The 17039-nt window shown below is 31.8% G+C and carries 16 protein-coding genes and 1 riboswitch; of the genes, 9 read left to right on the forward strand and 7 right to left on the reverse strand.

Features of this window, described 5'->3' with window-relative positions:
• Both porT and ubiE read right to left on the reverse strand, forming a co-directional pair.
• Nucleotides 1-746 (reverse strand): type IX secretion/gliding motility protein PorT/SprT (gene porT / locus KQA_RS18915; protein WP_010181264.1); only part of this gene is annotated, 746 nt, incomplete at its 3' end.
• Nucleotides 747-748: 2 nt separating this feature from the next.
• The gene (gene ubiE / locus KQA_RS0211470) at nt 749-1477 is read right to left on the reverse strand and encodes a bifunctional demethylmenaquinone methyltransferase/2-methoxy-6-polyprenyl-1,4-benzoquinol methylase UbiE (RefSeq protein WP_010181266.1); all 729 of its coding nucleotides are present in this window, start codon (nt 1475-1477) and stop codon (nt 749-751) included.
• Nucleotides 1478-1666: 189 nt separating this feature from the next.
• Here ubiE and trkA point away from each other — a divergent pair, with 189 nt between their 5' ends.
• The 4 genes from trkA (at nt 1667) to KQA_RS0211495 (ending at nt 6489) form a co-directional block, all read left to right on the forward strand.
• On the forward strand, nt 1667-3016 hold the full coding sequence (trkA, locus tag KQA_RS0211480; protein ID WP_010181268.1) for a Trk system potassium transporter TrkA: 1350 nt from the start codon (nt 1667-1669) through the stop codon (nt 3014-3016).
• On the forward strand, nt 3017-4513 hold the full coding sequence (locus KQA_RS0211485) for a TrkH family potassium uptake protein (RefSeq protein ID WP_010181271.1): 1497 nt from the start codon (nt 3017-3019) through the stop codon (nt 4511-4513).
• A gap of 6 nt (nt 4514-4519) precedes the next feature.
• Complete coding sequence (locus tag KQA_RS0211490) at nt 4520-5497, forward strand: YpdA family putative bacillithiol disulfide reductase (RefSeq protein ID WP_010181273.1); 978 nt, start codon at nt 4520-4522, stop codon at nt 5495-5497.
• 299 nt (nt 5498-5796) lie between these two features.
• Entirely contained in the window at nt 5797-6489 is a 693-nt protein-coding gene (locus KQA_RS0211495) for a hypothetical protein (RefSeq protein ID WP_010181275.1), read from the forward strand.
• A gap of 352 nt (nt 6490-6841) precedes the next feature.
• Here KQA_RS0211495 and KQA_RS20285 read toward each other — a convergent pair whose 3' ends face one another.
• The 3 genes from KQA_RS20285 to metK form a co-directional block, all read right to left on the reverse strand.
• Complete coding sequence (locus KQA_RS20285) at nt 6842-7012, reverse strand: hypothetical protein (protein WP_157366668.1); 171 nt, start codon at nt 7010-7012, stop codon at nt 6842-6844.
• A gap of 315 nt (nt 7013-7327) precedes the next feature.
• The gene (locus KQA_RS20290) at nt 7328-7486 is read right to left on the reverse strand and encodes a hypothetical protein (protein WP_157366669.1); all 159 of its coding nucleotides are present in this window, start codon (nt 7484-7486) and stop codon (nt 7328-7330) included.
• Between the two features lie 292 nt (nt 7487-7778).
• Nucleotides 7779-9032: a methionine adenosyltransferase gene (gene metK / locus KQA_RS0211510; RefSeq protein ID WP_010181277.1), complete on the reverse strand. Its 1254-nt coding sequence runs from the start codon at nt 9030-9032 to the stop codon at nt 7779-7781.
• A gap of 509 nt (nt 9033-9541) precedes the next feature.
• Here metK and KQA_RS0211515 point away from each other — a divergent pair.
• Nucleotides 9542-10849: an NAD(P)/FAD-dependent oxidoreductase gene (locus tag KQA_RS0211515; protein WP_010181279.1), complete on the forward strand. Its 1308-nt coding sequence runs from the start codon at nt 9542-9544 to the stop codon at nt 10847-10849.
• Nucleotides 10850-10867: 18 nt separating this feature from the next.
• Here KQA_RS0211515 and KQA_RS0211520 read toward each other — a convergent pair whose 3' ends face one another.
• Together KQA_RS0211520 and KQA_RS0211525 are read right to left on the reverse strand one after the other, a co-directional pair.
• Nucleotides 10868-11476, reverse strand: coding sequence for a hypothetical protein (locus KQA_RS0211520; protein WP_010181281.1), 609 nt, complete (start codon nt 11474-11476; stop codon nt 10868-10870).
• 6 nt (nt 11477-11482) lie between these two features.
• Nucleotides 11483-12169, reverse strand: a complete 687-nt coding sequence (locus tag KQA_RS0211525; protein ID WP_029209569.1) for a TlpA family protein disulfide reductase — start codon at nt 12167-12169, stop codon at nt 11483-11485.
• A 247-nt stretch (nt 12170-12416) separates the two neighbouring features.
• Nucleotides 12417-12523: riboswitch (SAM riboswitch) on the forward strand.
• Between the two features lie 63 nt (nt 12524-12586).
• On the opposite strand from KQA_RS0211525, the gene KQA_RS0211535 reads away from it, so the two are divergent.
• From KQA_RS0211535 to KQA_RS0211550, 4 genes are all read left to right on the forward strand, one after another.
• The gene (locus KQA_RS0211535; RefSeq protein WP_029209570.1) at nt 12587-13570 is read left to right on the forward strand and encodes an alpha/beta fold hydrolase; all 984 of its coding nucleotides are present in this window, start codon (nt 12587-12589) and stop codon (nt 13568-13570) included.
• A gap of 72 nt (nt 13571-13642) precedes the next feature.
• Complete coding sequence (locus KQA_RS0211540) at nt 13643-14086, forward strand: OsmC family protein (protein WP_010181288.1); 444 nt, start codon at nt 13643-13645, stop codon at nt 14084-14086.
• On the forward strand, nt 14073-15248 hold the full coding sequence (locus KQA_RS0211545) for a trans-sulfuration enzyme family protein (RefSeq protein ID WP_010181289.1): 1176 nt from the start codon (nt 14073-14075) through the stop codon (nt 15246-15248). Before KQA_RS0211540 ends, KQA_RS0211545 begins: the two co-directional genes overlap by 14 nt.
• 129 nt (nt 15249-15377) lie before the next feature.
• Nucleotides 15378-16418, forward strand: a complete 1041-nt coding sequence (locus KQA_RS0211550; RefSeq protein WP_010181290.1) for a hypothetical protein — start codon at nt 15378-15380, stop codon at nt 16416-16418.
• Nucleotides 16419-17039: the final 621 nt, after the last annotated feature.

The following is a 17039-nucleotide window of genomic DNA, read 5'->3' on the forward strand; positions in this document are numbered from 1 at the left end:
TATTGAAAAGTGAAATTAATAAAAATACCTCTAGTACTTAGTTTGTCGATTTGCGCGGTATAATTACTATTTGGATCCATATCTGGTATAGTTTCGTCTGTCATTGAAAAAATACCTCTTATTGATGGTGTGAATTTAAAATAAGGCAAAAAGAAATCGATTCCAAAGCCTAATTCATAGGAATAAAAGTTAGTGGTTGTTCTAAACTGTCCAGAGCTATTATCATCAGGGTTATCTTCATTACTAGAAAGGTTAATAGAAGTAGAAACACCGCCAACTACAAAAGGCTTAAAGTTATTTAATCGTTTAGTGGATAGTTTTAGTAGTAACGGTAAATGAACTGCAGTAGTTTTAATTTCCCTTATTTTATCACTTTCATTAGGGCCTAAATTAGGGAAGTATAATTCACGTGTGTTGAAAATAACACCAGGCTCAGTTCTTAAATCTAAATAATCATTTATTCTAAGGTTTCCAATCAATCCTACGTTAAAACCCATTGCTTTGTTTGTAACAATATCTTGAGTACTGGGTGTAGTAGGTGTAATTCCGTCTTTTAGTGTATTAATTCTGTCGGCAGTATAATCAATTTTGAAATCTAGAGAGTTAAAACCAAGATAATACCCCCATCGGTATTTTTGTTTATCGTGGTTTTCTCTGTTTAATAAACGTTCCTTAGTAAACATTCCTTGAGCTCCAATTTGCTGAGCACAAATAAATACAAAACATATGGCTAAAATTCTCTTCATCATTATTTGGTAGCGGTATAAATAGTAGCCACACCAAAAGTTTGTGGGTGGTCTACTGTATTCTTAAACCCAATTTTTGTCAAAATATTGTTGAATGCTTCTCCGTAAGGAAAAACAGCTGCACTTTCCGAAAGGTATTGATAGGCCACTTTATCTTTAGAAAATGCCTTTCCTATTAAAGGTAAAATACGTCGGGTATAAAACGCATAGCCTTGTTTAAAAGGTGTTTTTGTAGGAACAGAGGTTTCTAAGACTACAAAAATACCTCCAGGTTTCAGTACTCTAAAAATTTCAGAAAGTCCTTGTTCTAAATGTTCAAAATTTCTCACACCAAAAGATACAGTAATAGCGTCAAAGTAATTATCTGGGTACTCTATTTTTTCGCCATCACCCAATACCATTGTAATGGTGGAATCTAATTTTTTTTGAGAAATTTTTTCCTTTCCAACTTCAAGCATGCCCGAAGAAATATCAAGGCCAATAATTTCAGAAGCACCCGTGCGGACTAAATTGATTGCTAAATCCCCAGTACCTGTAGCTACATCTAAAATACGTTGAGGTTTGGTTTCTTTAACTAATGCAACCACTTTGTTACGCCATTTAATATCAATACCAAAAGAAATGACACGATTTAATCCATCATAATGACCAGAAATAGTATCAAACATAGAGGCTACTTGCTCTTTTTTGCTTGCTGATGAATTTTTATATGGGGTAACATTTTTGGGCATAATTGAAAATTTAAGCAAATATAGGATTTTGGAAACGTATGAGATAAAGAGGATTTGATTTTTTTAATCTGATATAGTTTAAATATAATATGAATTTAATATGTTTTGGTTTTTGGTAATTGCATTATATTTGTTGAGAGTTAAAAGTGTATTTGTTTCTTATCGAGCACTTTTAAAAATTAGCATTGCATGAAAATTATTATTGCAGGAGCTGGTGAAGTAGGTTTTCACTTAGCAAAATTACTTTCGTTTGAATCTCAAGATATTACACTTATTGATTTAGATAAAGATGCACTCGCATATGCCGAAAATCATTTAGATATTCGTGCTGTAAAAGGTGATGCAACATCAATTAGTGTATTAAAAAATGCCAATGTAGGTAAAGCAGATTTAATTATTGCGGTTACAGGTGTTGAAACAGCAAATATTACCATTGGTGTGCTTGCCAATGAGTTAGGAGTTGGTCAATCCATAGCTAACATATCAAATACTGAGTTTATTGACAATGATGAAGATATTGGTTTTAAAAAATTTGGAATTGATGAGTTGATTTCGCCAGAAACATTAGCGGCTAATGAAATTAGTCTATTATTAAATCAATCTGCATTTGATGATACGTATCAATTTGATAATGGCGCATTAATAATGGTAGGAACGACCCTTTCGGTTGAAGCTCCTTTTGTTGGAAAAACAGTTCAGGAAGCTGCAAAAATATTTCCAGAACTACATTTTATTCCTATTGCTATTCAGCGTTCAGGAACACAATTTACCATCATCCCTAGGGGATCTACTGAGTTTAGAGAAGGGGATCAGGTGTATTTTATAACCTCGCGAGAGGGAGTTGATGAATTATATAAATTAACTGGAAAGGAAAAAACTAAAATCAAGGATGTCATGATTTTAGGAGGAAGTAAAATTGGGGCTAAGGCTACAAAAGATTTATGTGCGAATAAATTTAATATTAAGTTGGTTGAAAAATCAGCAGATAAAGCCTTTGATTTAGCAGATAACCTTCCTAAAGCATTGGTAATAAATGGGGATGGCCGTAATGTAGAGTTACTTGAAGAAGAAAATTTACATGACATGGATGCTTTTGTAGCGGTAACAGGGAATTCGGAAACAAATATTATGTCATGCTTAATTGCAAAATCAAAAGGAGTAGCTAAAACAATTGCTTTGGTCGAAAATATGGATTATTTTCAATTATCACACTCCATTGGTGTGGATACGTTAATCAATAAAAAGCTCCTAGCAGCGAATTCAATTTTTAGATACGTCCGTAGAGGTGAGGTGTTGGCCATGACCAAATTGAATAATATGAATGCCGAATTATTAGAGTTTGAAGTGAAATATACCTCGAAAGTAGCTAATACTATTATTAAAGAAATTGATTTTCCACGTTCGGCAATTATCGCAGGAGTAGTTAGGGGAGATGAAGGCTTAATACCTTTAGGAGATTTTAAAATTAAACCTGCCGATAAAGTAGTGGTTTGTTGCCTGCCCAAAGCCATTGTTCAAGTAGAAAAACTTTTTGTGTAAATGCCAAGATTAAATTACAAAATTATATTTTATATCATGGGGCTGCTATTAGTTTGTAATGGTGGGTTTATGTTGTTGGCTACATTGGTTAGTTTCTTGTATCATGACGGAGTAACCATAAAAATTGCTTTAGCTTCAATGCTTACGATTTTTACGGGGTTAAGTTTCATGTTTTTTACTCGTGAACATCAAAAGGATTTAGGAAAAAGAGAAGGGTATATTGTGGTAACTTTTGGATGGGTCTTTATGTCATTTAGTGGGACATTGCCTTATTTGTTTTCGGAAGCTATTCCTTATTTTACGAATGCTTTTTTTGAAACCATGTCGGGCTATACTACGACCGGTGCATCTATTTTAGATGATATTGAAATTATACCAAAAGGAATTTTATTTTGGCGAAGCTTAACGCATTGGATAGGCGGTATGGGGATTATAGTATTGGCTATTGCTATTTTGCCTTTATTGGGTATAGGTGGGATGCAATTATTTTCTGCAGAAGCCCCAGGACCTAGTGCCGATAAACTGCATCCTAGAATAACGGATACAGCAAAACGATTATGGCTAATTTATGTAGGCTATACTGTGGCAGAAACGATATTACTCAAGTTAGCAGGGATGAACTTTTTTGATGCGATTAATCATGCGATGAGTACGTTGTCAACAGGAGGTTTTTCAACAAAAAATGCAAGTGCAGCACATTGGAATGATAATCCGTTAATACAATGGATTATCATTGTATTTATGTTTTTGGCAGGGGCAAATTTCGTACTAAGTTATTTTGCTTTTAAGGGAAAAGTTCAAAAAGTATTACAGGATGAGGAGTTTCGATATTATGCTACGTATGTTTTAGGATTTTCTATTATCGTAGCATTATTTATCTATTTTCAGGCAGATCCAGCCAATTCGACAATTGATCATCCAATGGTGTGGGGTAAAGCGGAAAGCTCATTTAGGCATGCTATTTTTCAAGTATTAGCAGTGGTAACTACTACTGGATTTGTTAGTGCGGACTATACCATGTGGACTCCATTTTTAACGGTATTGTTTTTTGGGCTCATGTTTTCAGGGGGATCCGCAGGGTCAACATCGGGAGGAATCAAGGTAGTGAGACATATAATTACTATTAAAAATGGTTTTTTAGAATTCAAAAGAACCTTACATCCCAATGCGGTATTACCGGTAAGGTATAATACTAGAGCGGTAACTCGTGAAATTGTATTTACCATATTAGGTTTCTTTATTTTATATATGTTATCGTTTATAATAGGTGCACTAGTTTTTGGATTAATGGGACTTGATTTTCAGACGGCTATAGGTGGAGCGGCCACATCTTTAGGAAATGTAGGGCCTGGTTTAGGACAATTAAGTCCAGTGAATAACTTTAATTCATTACCAGATGTTGGTAAATGGTGGTGTTCATTTTTAATGTTAATAGGTCGTTTAGAGCTTTTTACAGTACTGATTTTATTTACCCCGTTTTTTTGGAGAAATAGATAATTAGTTATGGAGAATTCTGTATATGATATCATTATAATTGGTGCTGGTCCCATAGGTTTATGCTGTGCTATTGAAGCCCAAAAAAAAGGATTGTCAGCACTAATTTTGGAAAAAGGAGTGTTGGTTAATTCGATATATAATTTTCCGACTAATATGACTTTTTTCTCCACTTCTAAATTGTTGGAAATTGGAGATGTACCATTTATTTCGCACAATGATAAGCCTACAAGAGCAGAGGCTTTGGAGTATTATCGCAGGGTAGTAGATACCTGGGATTTAAATGTGATTACCTTTTGTGAAGCTATGTCTTTGGATAGGTTAGCTAATGATAATTATATAATTGAAACTCCTAAAGGTGTTTTGAAAACTAAACATGTAGTTGTAAGTACAGGTTTTTATGATACCGCTAGATTAATGAATGTTGCAGGGGAATCATTACCTAAGGTAAAACACTTTTATGATGATGCTCATCCTTATGTAGGTAAAAAAGTATTAGTAGTAGGTGCAGCTAACTCTGCATGTGACATTGCATTGGAATTATATCATAAGAATGCTGAGGTAACCATGGTTATTAGGGGGAGAGAAATTAATACAAGAGTTAAATATTGGATAAAGCCAAATATTGAAAATAGAATTAAAGAAGGAAGTATTAAAGCTTATTTTGGAACCAATATTAAAGAAATTAAGACTACCTCAGTGGTATTGGAAACTCCTAAAGGAGAAGTTATATTAAAAAATGATTTTGTATTAGCAATGACAGGCTATCAGCCAGATTATTCTTTGTTTAGGAAATTAGGTATTCCAATTTCGGCAGATGCTCAAAAAATACCATTGCATAATGAGATTACGTTGGAAACAAGTTTGCCTAATGTATTTGTTGCGGGTGTAATAAAATCTGGAATGAAAACCAGTGCTTATTTTATTGAAAACTCTAGAGATGATGCATTAAAAATTATTGATGCTATTTTGACTCCTAATCCTTAGCGAGCTAAGTTTACGTTTAATTATTGCTAAATCTATTTTTTTGATTAAATATTAAATTAGAGGGGCACTTCCTTATTTCTTTATCACTTCTTTTGGTGTTATAAAACTCAATATGCTCTTAGGTGATTTGATATAATTCTAGTTTAAAATTAGATGATCTTCATATAAACTGTGGTTTCAAAAGCAACTTTTGCTTTTTAATAATGAATTAATTTTTTATGAATAAGGGGGTGGGGTGAAATAGGAGGGTAAACGTATATATAGTATAACATAAATCATTAATTTAAAAATCATTAACAATGAAAAATTTTAAAATTTTATTAGTTGCCTTTAGTGCTATATTGATGTTAGTATCCTGTGAAAAGGAGAATGACTCTGGGTCATTTAATATCCCAGATGAACAAGTTCAATCTAATGTTTCTGCAAATGAAGAGATAACAATAGGTGATATTGATAAGTCAGATTTTGACAACCTTATTTACAAAGGAAAAACCTATACCAAAGCAGAGGTTATGAATAACGAAAAATTAAGTAGTTTAATAAAACAACCCGAATTTTTCTTTGTCAATAGTACTCCTAAAAAAACAGATTATTATTTATATGATACTGAAGCGGAACAATTGATGCATAATGAACAATTGGATTTGTCATTTGAAAAACAAGAAATTTTAGAAAATGAAAGTATTGAAAAAAATGGACGTATCAGAGCAGTTGTTGAATTTTTTAGATTCAATAGTGAAAGAGTGCGAAGTTATCGAAAAGTATTTTACTATTCTAATAGAGTAGGAACACCTGTCAATGTTTTCGTTAATACTAGAATTTCCAGAATGCGATTTAGATCTAGTACAAGTCGTTTATCTCGACTTACTGTAGTTGCAGGTCGTCGGCCAAATTTCCGAGGTGTATCTTTAGACTCTTGGAATAATAGAGTAGCTAATGGATTTCCATATGTTAAAGTTTCTAGATTTCAAATTGCTGTGCATGGACGCTAATTTTTAAGTCCAAGAATAAGATTTTTTTGGAAAAGTTCATTTTGCTATAAGAGTAGGATGAACTTTTTTATAATAACTGAGATAAGTCATATCCTTATGTAAAGTGGATATTGCTAAGTTTTAGTTGTATATCTGATATTGGTCTTATGAGACGAAATAAAAAATATACTAAGGCAAACCGATGTATTATTCGTCAATAATTTTCAACGATCAACTTAAATGGCCTAATATTTAAATTCCTAACCTAGAAAATAGTATCAGTATCGGATATTATAAGGAGAAAAATAAATACATAGTAAGGGGTAATACGTTGGTAAAGTAGTTTGTAGGAATTATTAAAACAATTTTATATCTACGAAGCAATCTTGTTATTGATTGAATCTTCTTCCTTGGTCGAAGCTATATTATTAGCAGTAACAATATCTTTTAATTCTTTAATTAATGTTTTATTAAGAATCTCAGAAGTATTCTTATCTGTTGAAAAACGATTCAAATAGTAAAAATGTAAGTTTGAAAAATCCATAATTCTTATTTTTATTTCAATGTAGTTATAAATTTACAAAAAAATACTCATAAAATCCATTAATGACAAAAAAATAGGTTAAAATACATATTTTTCTAAGTTTTTTTCAGTTAAAAATACTATATCGTTTTCTTGGAGTAGGACTATGATTATATTAAAATTGGAAGTGGTAAGTCTTAGTTTTTAAATTTTAATTAAAGAAGAGTTATCGCTTGCTAAATAATAGACTTATACTTAGTGTTAAGATAACCTCTAATAATCCTATTGTTATGATTGTGGTAGTTTATTAAAGGAAATTGATTGTATTGTTCTTGTCTAGGATGCTAACTTTTCATTATCCTCTATGTCTAAATCTTCTATGTCATCTAAACTAGCCTCTTTTCTAATTTGGTCAATTTCTTTTAAATATTCTGAATTTTCTTTTTTTCCAAAAAATCGATTTTGGTAATAAAAAATGAGATCTTTTAAGTTCATAAATAAAGTAGGAATTAGACCTCAAAAATAATGTTTATATTTTAAATAATGATCTTTTTTTATCGTTTTAATACTTAAAAAATAGATTAAATGATTTAATAGTTGAAAAAATGAGTTTACTTATGTGTATGTATAATGATATTGCTAAAATTTTTATGGCATAAAAAAATCTCTAAAAGAATTACTCCTTTAGAGATTAAATGAATTAAGTTGTTTTATTTCAGTGTATTTATAAAAGTTGAATGAAAATAAAACTTAATTTAAAGTGTTTTTTTAATATGTATAGGTGATACTAGATATCAAAAGTTATTTTTACTTTATCTACATAATCAAGTTTTTCCCAAGTAAATAATTCAACATCAGTAGTAACTGTGTTACCGTCAGGTTGCGAAAAAGTTTTGGTAACTACTTCGTTTTTACGTCCCATATGTCCATAAGCAGCTGTTTCACTATAAATTGGATTTCGCAATTTAAGACGACTTTCAATAGCAGCTGGACGCATATCAAATATTTTGGAAACTAGTTTAGCAATTTCTCCGTCAGTTAAATTTACTTTTGCTGTACCATAGGTATCAACAAATATACCCATAGGCTCTACAACTCCAATAGCGTATGAAACTTGTACTAAAACTTCATCAGCAACCCCTGCTGCAACTAAATTTTTAGCAATATGGCGCGTTGCATATGCAGCAGAACGATCTACCTTACTAGGATCTTTTCCTGAAAATGCCCCACCACCATGAGCTCCTTTTCCACCGTAAGTATCAACAATAATTTTACGACCAGTTAAACCAGCATCTCCGTGGGGACCTCCAATAACAAATTTCCCTGTTGGATTAATATGATACTTAATATCGCTATTAAACAACGCTGCTAAATTAGCAGGAAGTGTAGCTTGAACTCTAGGAATAAGAATTTCAACAATATCTTTTCTAATTTTAGCTAACATTGCATCATCTTCATCAAAATCATCATGTTGAGTGGATACAACAATAGCCTCAATACGTTGTGGTATATTGTCATCACTATATTCAATAGTAACTTGTGCCTTAGCATCAGGTCTTAAGTAAGGAATAGCATCAGCTTCTCTACGTAAATTCCCTAGCTCAATAAGTAGTTTATGGGAAAGATCAAGTGCTAAGGGCATAAAGTTTTCTGTTTCACGCGTAGCGTAACCAAACATCATACCTTGATCACCAGCGCCTTGTTCTTCTTTGGTTGCACGATCAACTCCTCTATTAATATCTTCACTTTGTTCATGAATAGCAGAAAGTACTCCACAAGAGTTACCGTCAAACATATATTCACCCTTGGTATAGCCAATTTTATTAATAGTTTCACGAGCTATTTTTTGAACATCTAAATAGGTGCTCGATTTTACTTCACCAGCTAAAACCACTTGACCTGTAGTAACTAAAGTTTCACAAGCAACTTTTGATTCGGGATCAAAAGCCAAAAAATTATCAATTAAAGCATCACTAATTTGATCAGCAATCTTGTCTGGGTGTCCTTCCGATACACTTTCAGAGGTAAATAAATATGACATCTAATTTTACTGTTTTATCCACATTGTGGAGTTATATTTTTCAGGAATTCCCGAAATATAAAATTTAGCTAAAAAATGACTCGTAGATTTTCTTCGAGACAATGATTTAAAAAGTAGATAAGACGAAATATACAAAAGAAGTTTACACTGGCTTTAGCATATTTTTAGTGATAATCACCAAGGGTTGCAATCAGTCAAATCTATCCCTTAAATTAAAGTGCAAATTTAAAAGATAAACTTTAAACTAGCACTTCTTTTTATGTTTTTTTAGACTTTTAAATATTACTTAATAACTTGTATAACCTCCCGATAAGTGATCAATACTTCAATAAATATCTTTTGTGTTACTAGTTTTTTATTTCAGATCAGTTAGTCTAATTGTTAGCTATAATGTTATCGCAAATAATTAAGTGTTTTTTATTGTTTTCTTGTATATAAATTAGCTACTTGCAGTAGTATTAAACTTATTTTTAAACGAGTTTAGTACTGTAAATTTTGTATATTATACTATGGCATTAACACTAAATATACCCGATACTACCAAACCAAGAGTAGTTATAATAGGAGGAGGCTTTGGCGGGGTTTCCATAGCAAAAGAGTTGGTGACTCGTAAAGATTTTCAGATTGTTTTATTGGATAGACAAAATTATCATACGTTCCAACCTTTATTATATCAGGTGTCTACATCTTCGTTAGAGCCAGAATCTATTGCCTATCCTTTACGTAAGATTGTAAAAAAAGGGAAAAACACTTTTTTTCGAATGGCCGAAGTTTCTCATGTGGATACCTCAAAAAAAGAAGTGGCTACAAATATAGGATCTATAAATTATGACTATTTAGTTATTGCAACTGGAGCACGAACCAATTTTTTTGGAAACAAAACTATTGAGCGTAATGCAATGCGTATGAAAAGTGTACCACAAGCGCTCAAATTACGAAGTTTAATGCTCGAAAATTTGGAGCAGGCGGTTATAACTCCTGATCCTGAATTAAGAAAAGAATTACTAAATTTTGTTATTGTTGGAGCAGGGCCTACTGGTGTTGAGCTTGCAGGGGGACTCGCGGAATTAAAGGCAAATGTGTTGCCAAGGGATTATCCAGATATGGATTTTTCTGAAATGGAAATTCATGTAATTGAAAGTGCCAATAGAATTTTACCCCCAATGAGTCCTGCAGCAAGTAAAAATGCTGAAAAGTTTTTACGAAAATTAGGGGTGCACTTACATTTAAATACTTTTGTGACTAATTATGAAAATCATTTAGTAGAAACCAATACGGATTTAAAACTTAGGACAGCTACTTTTGTATGGTCAGCAGGTGTTACAGGAGCTCCGATTGAAGGTATTAATGGTGAAGCATTAATTGAAAGAGCGAATCGTTATAAGGTAAATGAATTTAATCAGGTTGAAGGTTTCAAGGAGGTGTTTGCTATTGGAGATATTGCTTTAATGCAAACTGATGGCTATGAACGTGGTCATCCAATGGTGGCACAACCTGCTATTCAGCAAGGTAAGCATTTGGCTAAAAATTTATTGGCTTTGCATAATGGAAAGCCTTTACAAGTATTTAAGTATTTTGATAAAGGCTCTATGGCAACTATTGGGCGTAATAAAGCCGTAGTCGATATTAATAAGTTACGTTTTGGAGGTTTTTTTGCTTGGTTTATCTGGATGTTTATACATCTTATCTTTTTAGTTGGATTTCGTAATAAAGTAGTTACGTTATTTAACTGGGTATATAACTATATTAATTTTGACAAGGCATCTCGATTAATCATTACTCCCTTTAAAGCAAAGGAAGATACTAATGTGGTGTAGTTATTTTTGATTTTTTTATCAATCACAAACCAGTTTTTTGAATTTTTTATCATAATGTGTGTTGTGCTTTTCATTTAAGCTAATATATTTATGGTGGCTGAATCGTTCAATGTTATAGGTTTTTGAACACACCCATGAGGTAACGGACTCATTTATTGCAAAACGACCTAAACAGCCAGAATTATTTAAAGGTTGTTTCCAGTTATTTCCATGAATGACTTCAATATTATATAAGCCTTCTTTTAAATTTTTAAGGGTAAAGGACTCGTTATATTTTACAAAACACTTTCTGCCGATAGAGTGAGAGTTTTGACCATTTATAATTAAAAGTTCTACCCAAATATCAGTTTTCGTTATGTCGTTATTAATGATAGTAAAACTGTTTTTATTTTTTTTATGATAGGTATCATGCCCTTTACAATAGTTATCATCTCCAGTGTTGTAATCGATATACATCCAAGTATTGGCATATTTTCTGTTAATTTTTGAAATAAAGGAACTATCAACTTTGGTTTTAGTATAAAAATCAGATGCAGTTATAGGATGATTTTCTTGAACATATAAATTTTGTGCCGTACTAATTAATCTTGTAAATACTATGAGAATTAAGGTTAAGAAAAATTTCATTTAGAGTTATATTTTATTAGTTTCTATGTCGATAAGTTCAATTAATGAATGCGCTATATTTTTTAAATCTTTAGATTGAAATAAGTAATTTCCATTTTTATCAATTAAAATGAACTTAGGAAAAGCAACAGGGTATTTTTTAAAGTGTTGAGCGCCATTACTAATTATTTCAAAATTGTGAGGGTATTCATTTAAGTATTTATTTAATGAATTGAGAGCTCCAAAGTCAATAGATAATAGTACTATATCAGAATTTTCTTGATATTTTTCGTACAAAGAGTCGATTACTGATATACTTTTTATGGATTGTTTAAATTGGGTGTTCCAAAAATGTAATAAAACTACTTTGCCTTTCAATTTTTCTAAAGCATAGGTGTTTCCCTTTAATGATTTAGTTATAAAATTAGGCGCTATAGTATCTTGGGTTTTATCTGTTTTTACGAAAACTTTTTTTTCAAGTAAAATGTCTGCTTCAGTTTTTTCTAACAGCTGAATGTATTTCAGTACTTTATCATTAGTGATATGAGTTTTAAATGTATACTTATTGGTATCCATTAATCGATCAAATTCATGCAGATCAATGGTGTTTCCATTAATATCCTTTAACGGAGTATAATGGTCAAGCACAATACCTTGAGCATTTATGTTAAAAAGATTCGAAATGAGTAGCATTAGGATAAGTGTTTTTATCATAAAAGAGTTTTGTATTTAGAGTATTTTGAGGTTAGTTAATTTCTTTTTTGTAAAGCAGTAACTATTAGTTGAATGTAACTAAGTTTTTGGTTTTAACGAATAGCTTAGTTGATAATTTTTTCTTAAATAAATTAAAAGAAGTTAAGGCTAAGTTTGTTATCATTTATTTAAATAAACTAGAAATAAAAAAATTTCTACAACTCAAATTAATACGTATCTTTGCAGCTAAGTTTCATTTACATGATGCATGTTATCAAGAAAGGTTGAGGGATTAGACCCTGTGAAACCTTAGCAACCCTTTGAGTAATTAAAGAAGGTGCTAAATTCTACCTAAATTATTTGGATAGATAACAACAGATTATTTTTTATAATCTCACCTTGCTTGAACATCATCTTATTAGTAAAAATAAGCAAGGATTGAACTCAGAACTTACTTACATACCCATTGAAAATTATATCACCTATGCAGGTGAAACAGTTAATGTCGATTTATCATATCAACTGTTTGGACCCAAATTAGGAACAGCTCCAATAGTATTGGTTACGCATGCATTAACGGGAAACTCGCAAGTAAGTGGTGCCCGTGGTTGGTGGAATAGTTTGGTAGGGGCAGAAAAAGTGGTAGACACTAATAAATACACTGTAGTAGCATTTAATATACCAGGAAATGGATATGATGGGAAACCAGAAAATTTATATGATAACTATAAAATTTTTACAGCCAAGGATATTGCTCGTTTGTTTTCGCTTGCGCTAGAAGAATTAAACATAACACGTTTATTTGCTAATGTAGGAGGCTCACTAGGGGGAGGAATTGCTTGGGAGCTTTCGGTGTTAAAACCAAACTTAGCTAAAAATTTAGTAGTAGTAGCAACGGATTGGAAAGCTACTGATTGGGTAATTGCGAATACTAAAATACAAGATGCTATTTTATTAAACTCATGTAATCCATTGCAAGATGCTCGTATGCATGCCATGTTAATGTATCGAACACCGGAATCATTTACTATGAAATTCAATAGAACCAAAAACGAAAGTTTGGGAATGTTTAATATTGAAAGCTGGTTACAATATCATGGTAAAAAATTAGAAGAACGTTTTCAATTAAGTGCTTACAAACAATTAAATTATATACTAAGTACCATTGATGTTTCATCTGGATATAATAACTTTAAGGAAGCCGTGTATGCCATAACTGCCGATATCCATGTAGTAACTGTGGATAGTGATGCGTTATTTACATTAAAAGAGGATAAAGTTACTGTAAGCCAATTACGCGAAATTAGACAACGAACTGGTCAAAAAGTGACCCATCAAGTAATTCGATCCATCCATGGGCATGATGCCTTTTTAATAGAATATGATCAATTAGATGGTTTTTTAGAACCGATATTTAAGTAAAAACTATAGATAGAAGATTTTTAGAATAAATAAAGCTGATAACAGATAACTGAAAAGCCTAAAGCCAAATTTATGAAAGTAACATTAAACAGAGTAAACGAAAAATTCCATTTTCAAGTTAAAAATGATCGTGGATATGTAGTTGATTTAGATAAACGAAAAGTACAAGGGGGAGATGATTTAGGAGCAAGCCCTATGGAATTGTTACTAATGGGGGTAGCTGGTTGTAGTGGCATTGATTTGATAGGCATTTTACAAAAACAACGACAAGAAATTACAAGCTATCAAATGGAAGTAGCAGGTGAGCGGACTCCAATGGGAGAAGCTAAGCCGTTTACAGAGATACATGCAACCATTTTTATAGAAGGTAAAGTATCGCCAAAAAAAGCCTTAAAAGCAGCAGAATTATCATTTGAAAAATATTGTTCGGTTTCTAAAACATTAGAACCAACAGCTACGGTAACTTATAGTGTAGTAGTTAACGGCGAAAAAGTTGAAAAAAATGGAGAAGCATAAACATTTTGAAACTATAGCAGTACGAAGTCAGGTAGCGCGTACTGAAAATAAGGAACATTCAGTACCCTTGTATTTAACATCAGGTTTTGTTTTTGATGATGCCGAAGAGATGAGAGCCTCCTTTGCTGAAGAAAAACAACGAGATTTATATAGCAGGTATAGTAATCCAAATACTTCAGAATTTATTGATAAAATATGTCAAATGGAAGGAGCCGAAGCAGGTTTTGCTTTTGCTTCAGGAATGGCAGCGGTCTATTCTACATTTGCAGCTTTATTAAGTTCTGGGGACCATATAGTTTCTGCACGTTCGGTATTTGGAGCAACCCATGGATTGTTTACTAAATACTTTCCTAAATGGAATATTGAAACAAGTTATTTTGGAGTAAATGAAGTAACTAAGGTTGAGAGCTTAATTCAGCCTAATACGAAGTTCATTTATTGCGAAACACCAACTAATCCGGGAGTGGATGTGTTGGATATGGAATACTTGAGTAAAATAGCTAAAAAGCATAATATTCTTTTAATAGTCGATAATTGTTTTGCTACTCCTTACTTACAAAATCCCATAAAGTTTGGGGCCGATTTAGTGATTCACTCGGCCACAAAATTAATTGATGGACAGGGACGAGTATTAGGTGGAGTTACTGTGGGGAATGCAGAGTTAATAAGAGAAATTTATTTGTTTTCTCGTCTAACAGGGCCTTCAATGTCTCCTTTTAATGCATGGGTGTTATCCAAAAGTTTGGAGACCTTAGCGGTGCGTGCCGATAGGCAATGTGATAATGCATTAAAATTAGCCGAATATTTAGAAAAACATCCAAAAGTAAAGTGGGTAAAATACCCATTTTTAAAATCTCACCCTAATTATGACATTGCTATAAAGCAAATGAAATTAGGAGGTACCATTGTTGCCTTTGAAGTGGAAGGTGGTGTAGCTGGAGGGAAAACTTTTTTTGATAGTATAAAAATGTGCTCACTATCTGCAAATTTAGGAGATTCTCGAACTATTGTTACGCATCCAGCTTCAACAACTCATGCTAAGTTGGCAGAAGAGGATAAGCTGGCTTGTGGTATTACCGCGGGGATGGTACGTTGTTCACTAGGTTTAGAACATATTGATGATATTATTAAGGATATTGAACAGGCATTGTCAACTGTTTGATTTTAAATAAGGTATACTTTAAGTAAAAAGCTCAAAAAATTTTTTTTTTGAGCTTTTTTTATTTTCTAGGGTAGGGTAATTATTCATAAGCCTGTTACTAATACATATCAAATTAATAAAACACTAATTATGAAAAATTACGTATTAAAAATTGTATTTGTATTGGCAGCTTGTATGTCATTTATTGCTTGTGAAAAAGAAGTAGATTGTACTTTGGAAGTAGATTTGCTATTTGATGTAAGCGGAGGAACTGAAGGAAGAGAAGTGACATTAGTAGCTCCTTTTATTGAAGATGCCACTTACCAATGGTTTGTAAATGATCAAAAAGTAACTACAAATGAAACAGCGTCTCAAATTCTATACACTTTTCAAGGACAGGAAGAAAAGTTTGATGTTTGTGTATTAGTAACCAAAGATGGTTGCGAAGAAGGAACTAAAGTTTGTGAGGTATATGAAATTGAAAACAATGAAGAACAGGAGCCAACTGAAGATAAAGGGGATGACGAAAACGGAAATGAAAACGAAGAAGATGAGGCTAATGAAAATGGAAATGAAGAAGATCAAGATAATGGAAATGAAAATAAAGCTTGTGATTTTGCTTTAAATTTTACAATTGAAAAAATTGGAGACCATGAAGTGAAGCTGACAAAAACAGAGAATGAAGACCCTTTTGGATTTGTATGGGTAATCAATGGTCAGACAATTGATTCATCAGAAAGTATATTCGTCTATAATGATGCTCAAGATGGAGATCAGTATTGTTTAATGATGGAAACTCAAGAATGTCCTTCCGCTAAGGAAGTGTGCAAAACCTATACTTCGGAGACAGAAAATGAAGAAGAAATTATAGAAGAGGAAAATGACAAGGAAGAGTTATGTGAAGTTGATGGGGAAGTTACTTTTGACGTAAGTGGAGGAACAGAAGGTAAAGAAGTAACTTTGATTGCTACTTATTACGAGGGAGTAATTTATGAATGGTTTGTTAATGGAGAAGCAGTAGAAGCAGGTAGAAACTTATTTCAATTTTTACATACATTCAAAGGGCAAGAAAAAAATTATGATGTATGTGTTTTAATTACTCCTAAAAATTGTGGTGTAATAAATAGTTTTTGTGCCAACTACGAAATAAAAACAGATGAAGAGTTAATGCAGGAAGCCGGTAACAATTAGTACTCCTCTAGAGTTAATACATATTTGAAAATTTTATTAAGGCAGCCTGATTAATTTTGGGCTGTCTTTTTCCGTAATCTTACATATATTTAGTGTGTGTTTTGTAATCTTATTCCAGAGTTGTTGATTTAGTGTTATTATAAAAAATAGAGCAAATCATTAGCTTATGTAGTTACAGATGCTATTTGAGGTATTACTTTTGAAAAAGTAACAAGATGTTAAAATAGGTTAAAAATTATCATTTTTATCAATTTCTTTATTTGATTGGCTTTATTTGTTAAATCATTAATTGAGTGTCTTTTTTGATCATTAAATTAATGAGTTGATAAATAAAAATAGTTAAGCTAATCATGGAGCATGACTTTGTTTTTGGAATCATTCTAAATAACAGAAATCATTTGTTATATACTTGTTTTTATCAGCATATTTGCAAACGTTTTTTATTTAAATATACCACGTAATGTTTGGGTAAAAAATCGACTTTAATAACCGATAGTTTTATTAAATTTTAAAAAGTAAAACAACATAGAAAAAGGTGTTTGATATTTAAAATAATCAAAAATTTATGTAGTCTTCTATTTGATTATATGTGTTTTTGTTTTAAACCAAGCCTTTGATATT

Source organism: Aquimarina agarilytica ZC1 (genome assembly GCF_000255455.1).
GTDB lineage: Bacteria > Bacteroidota > Bacteroidia > Flavobacteriales > Flavobacteriaceae > Aquimarina > Aquimarina agarilytica.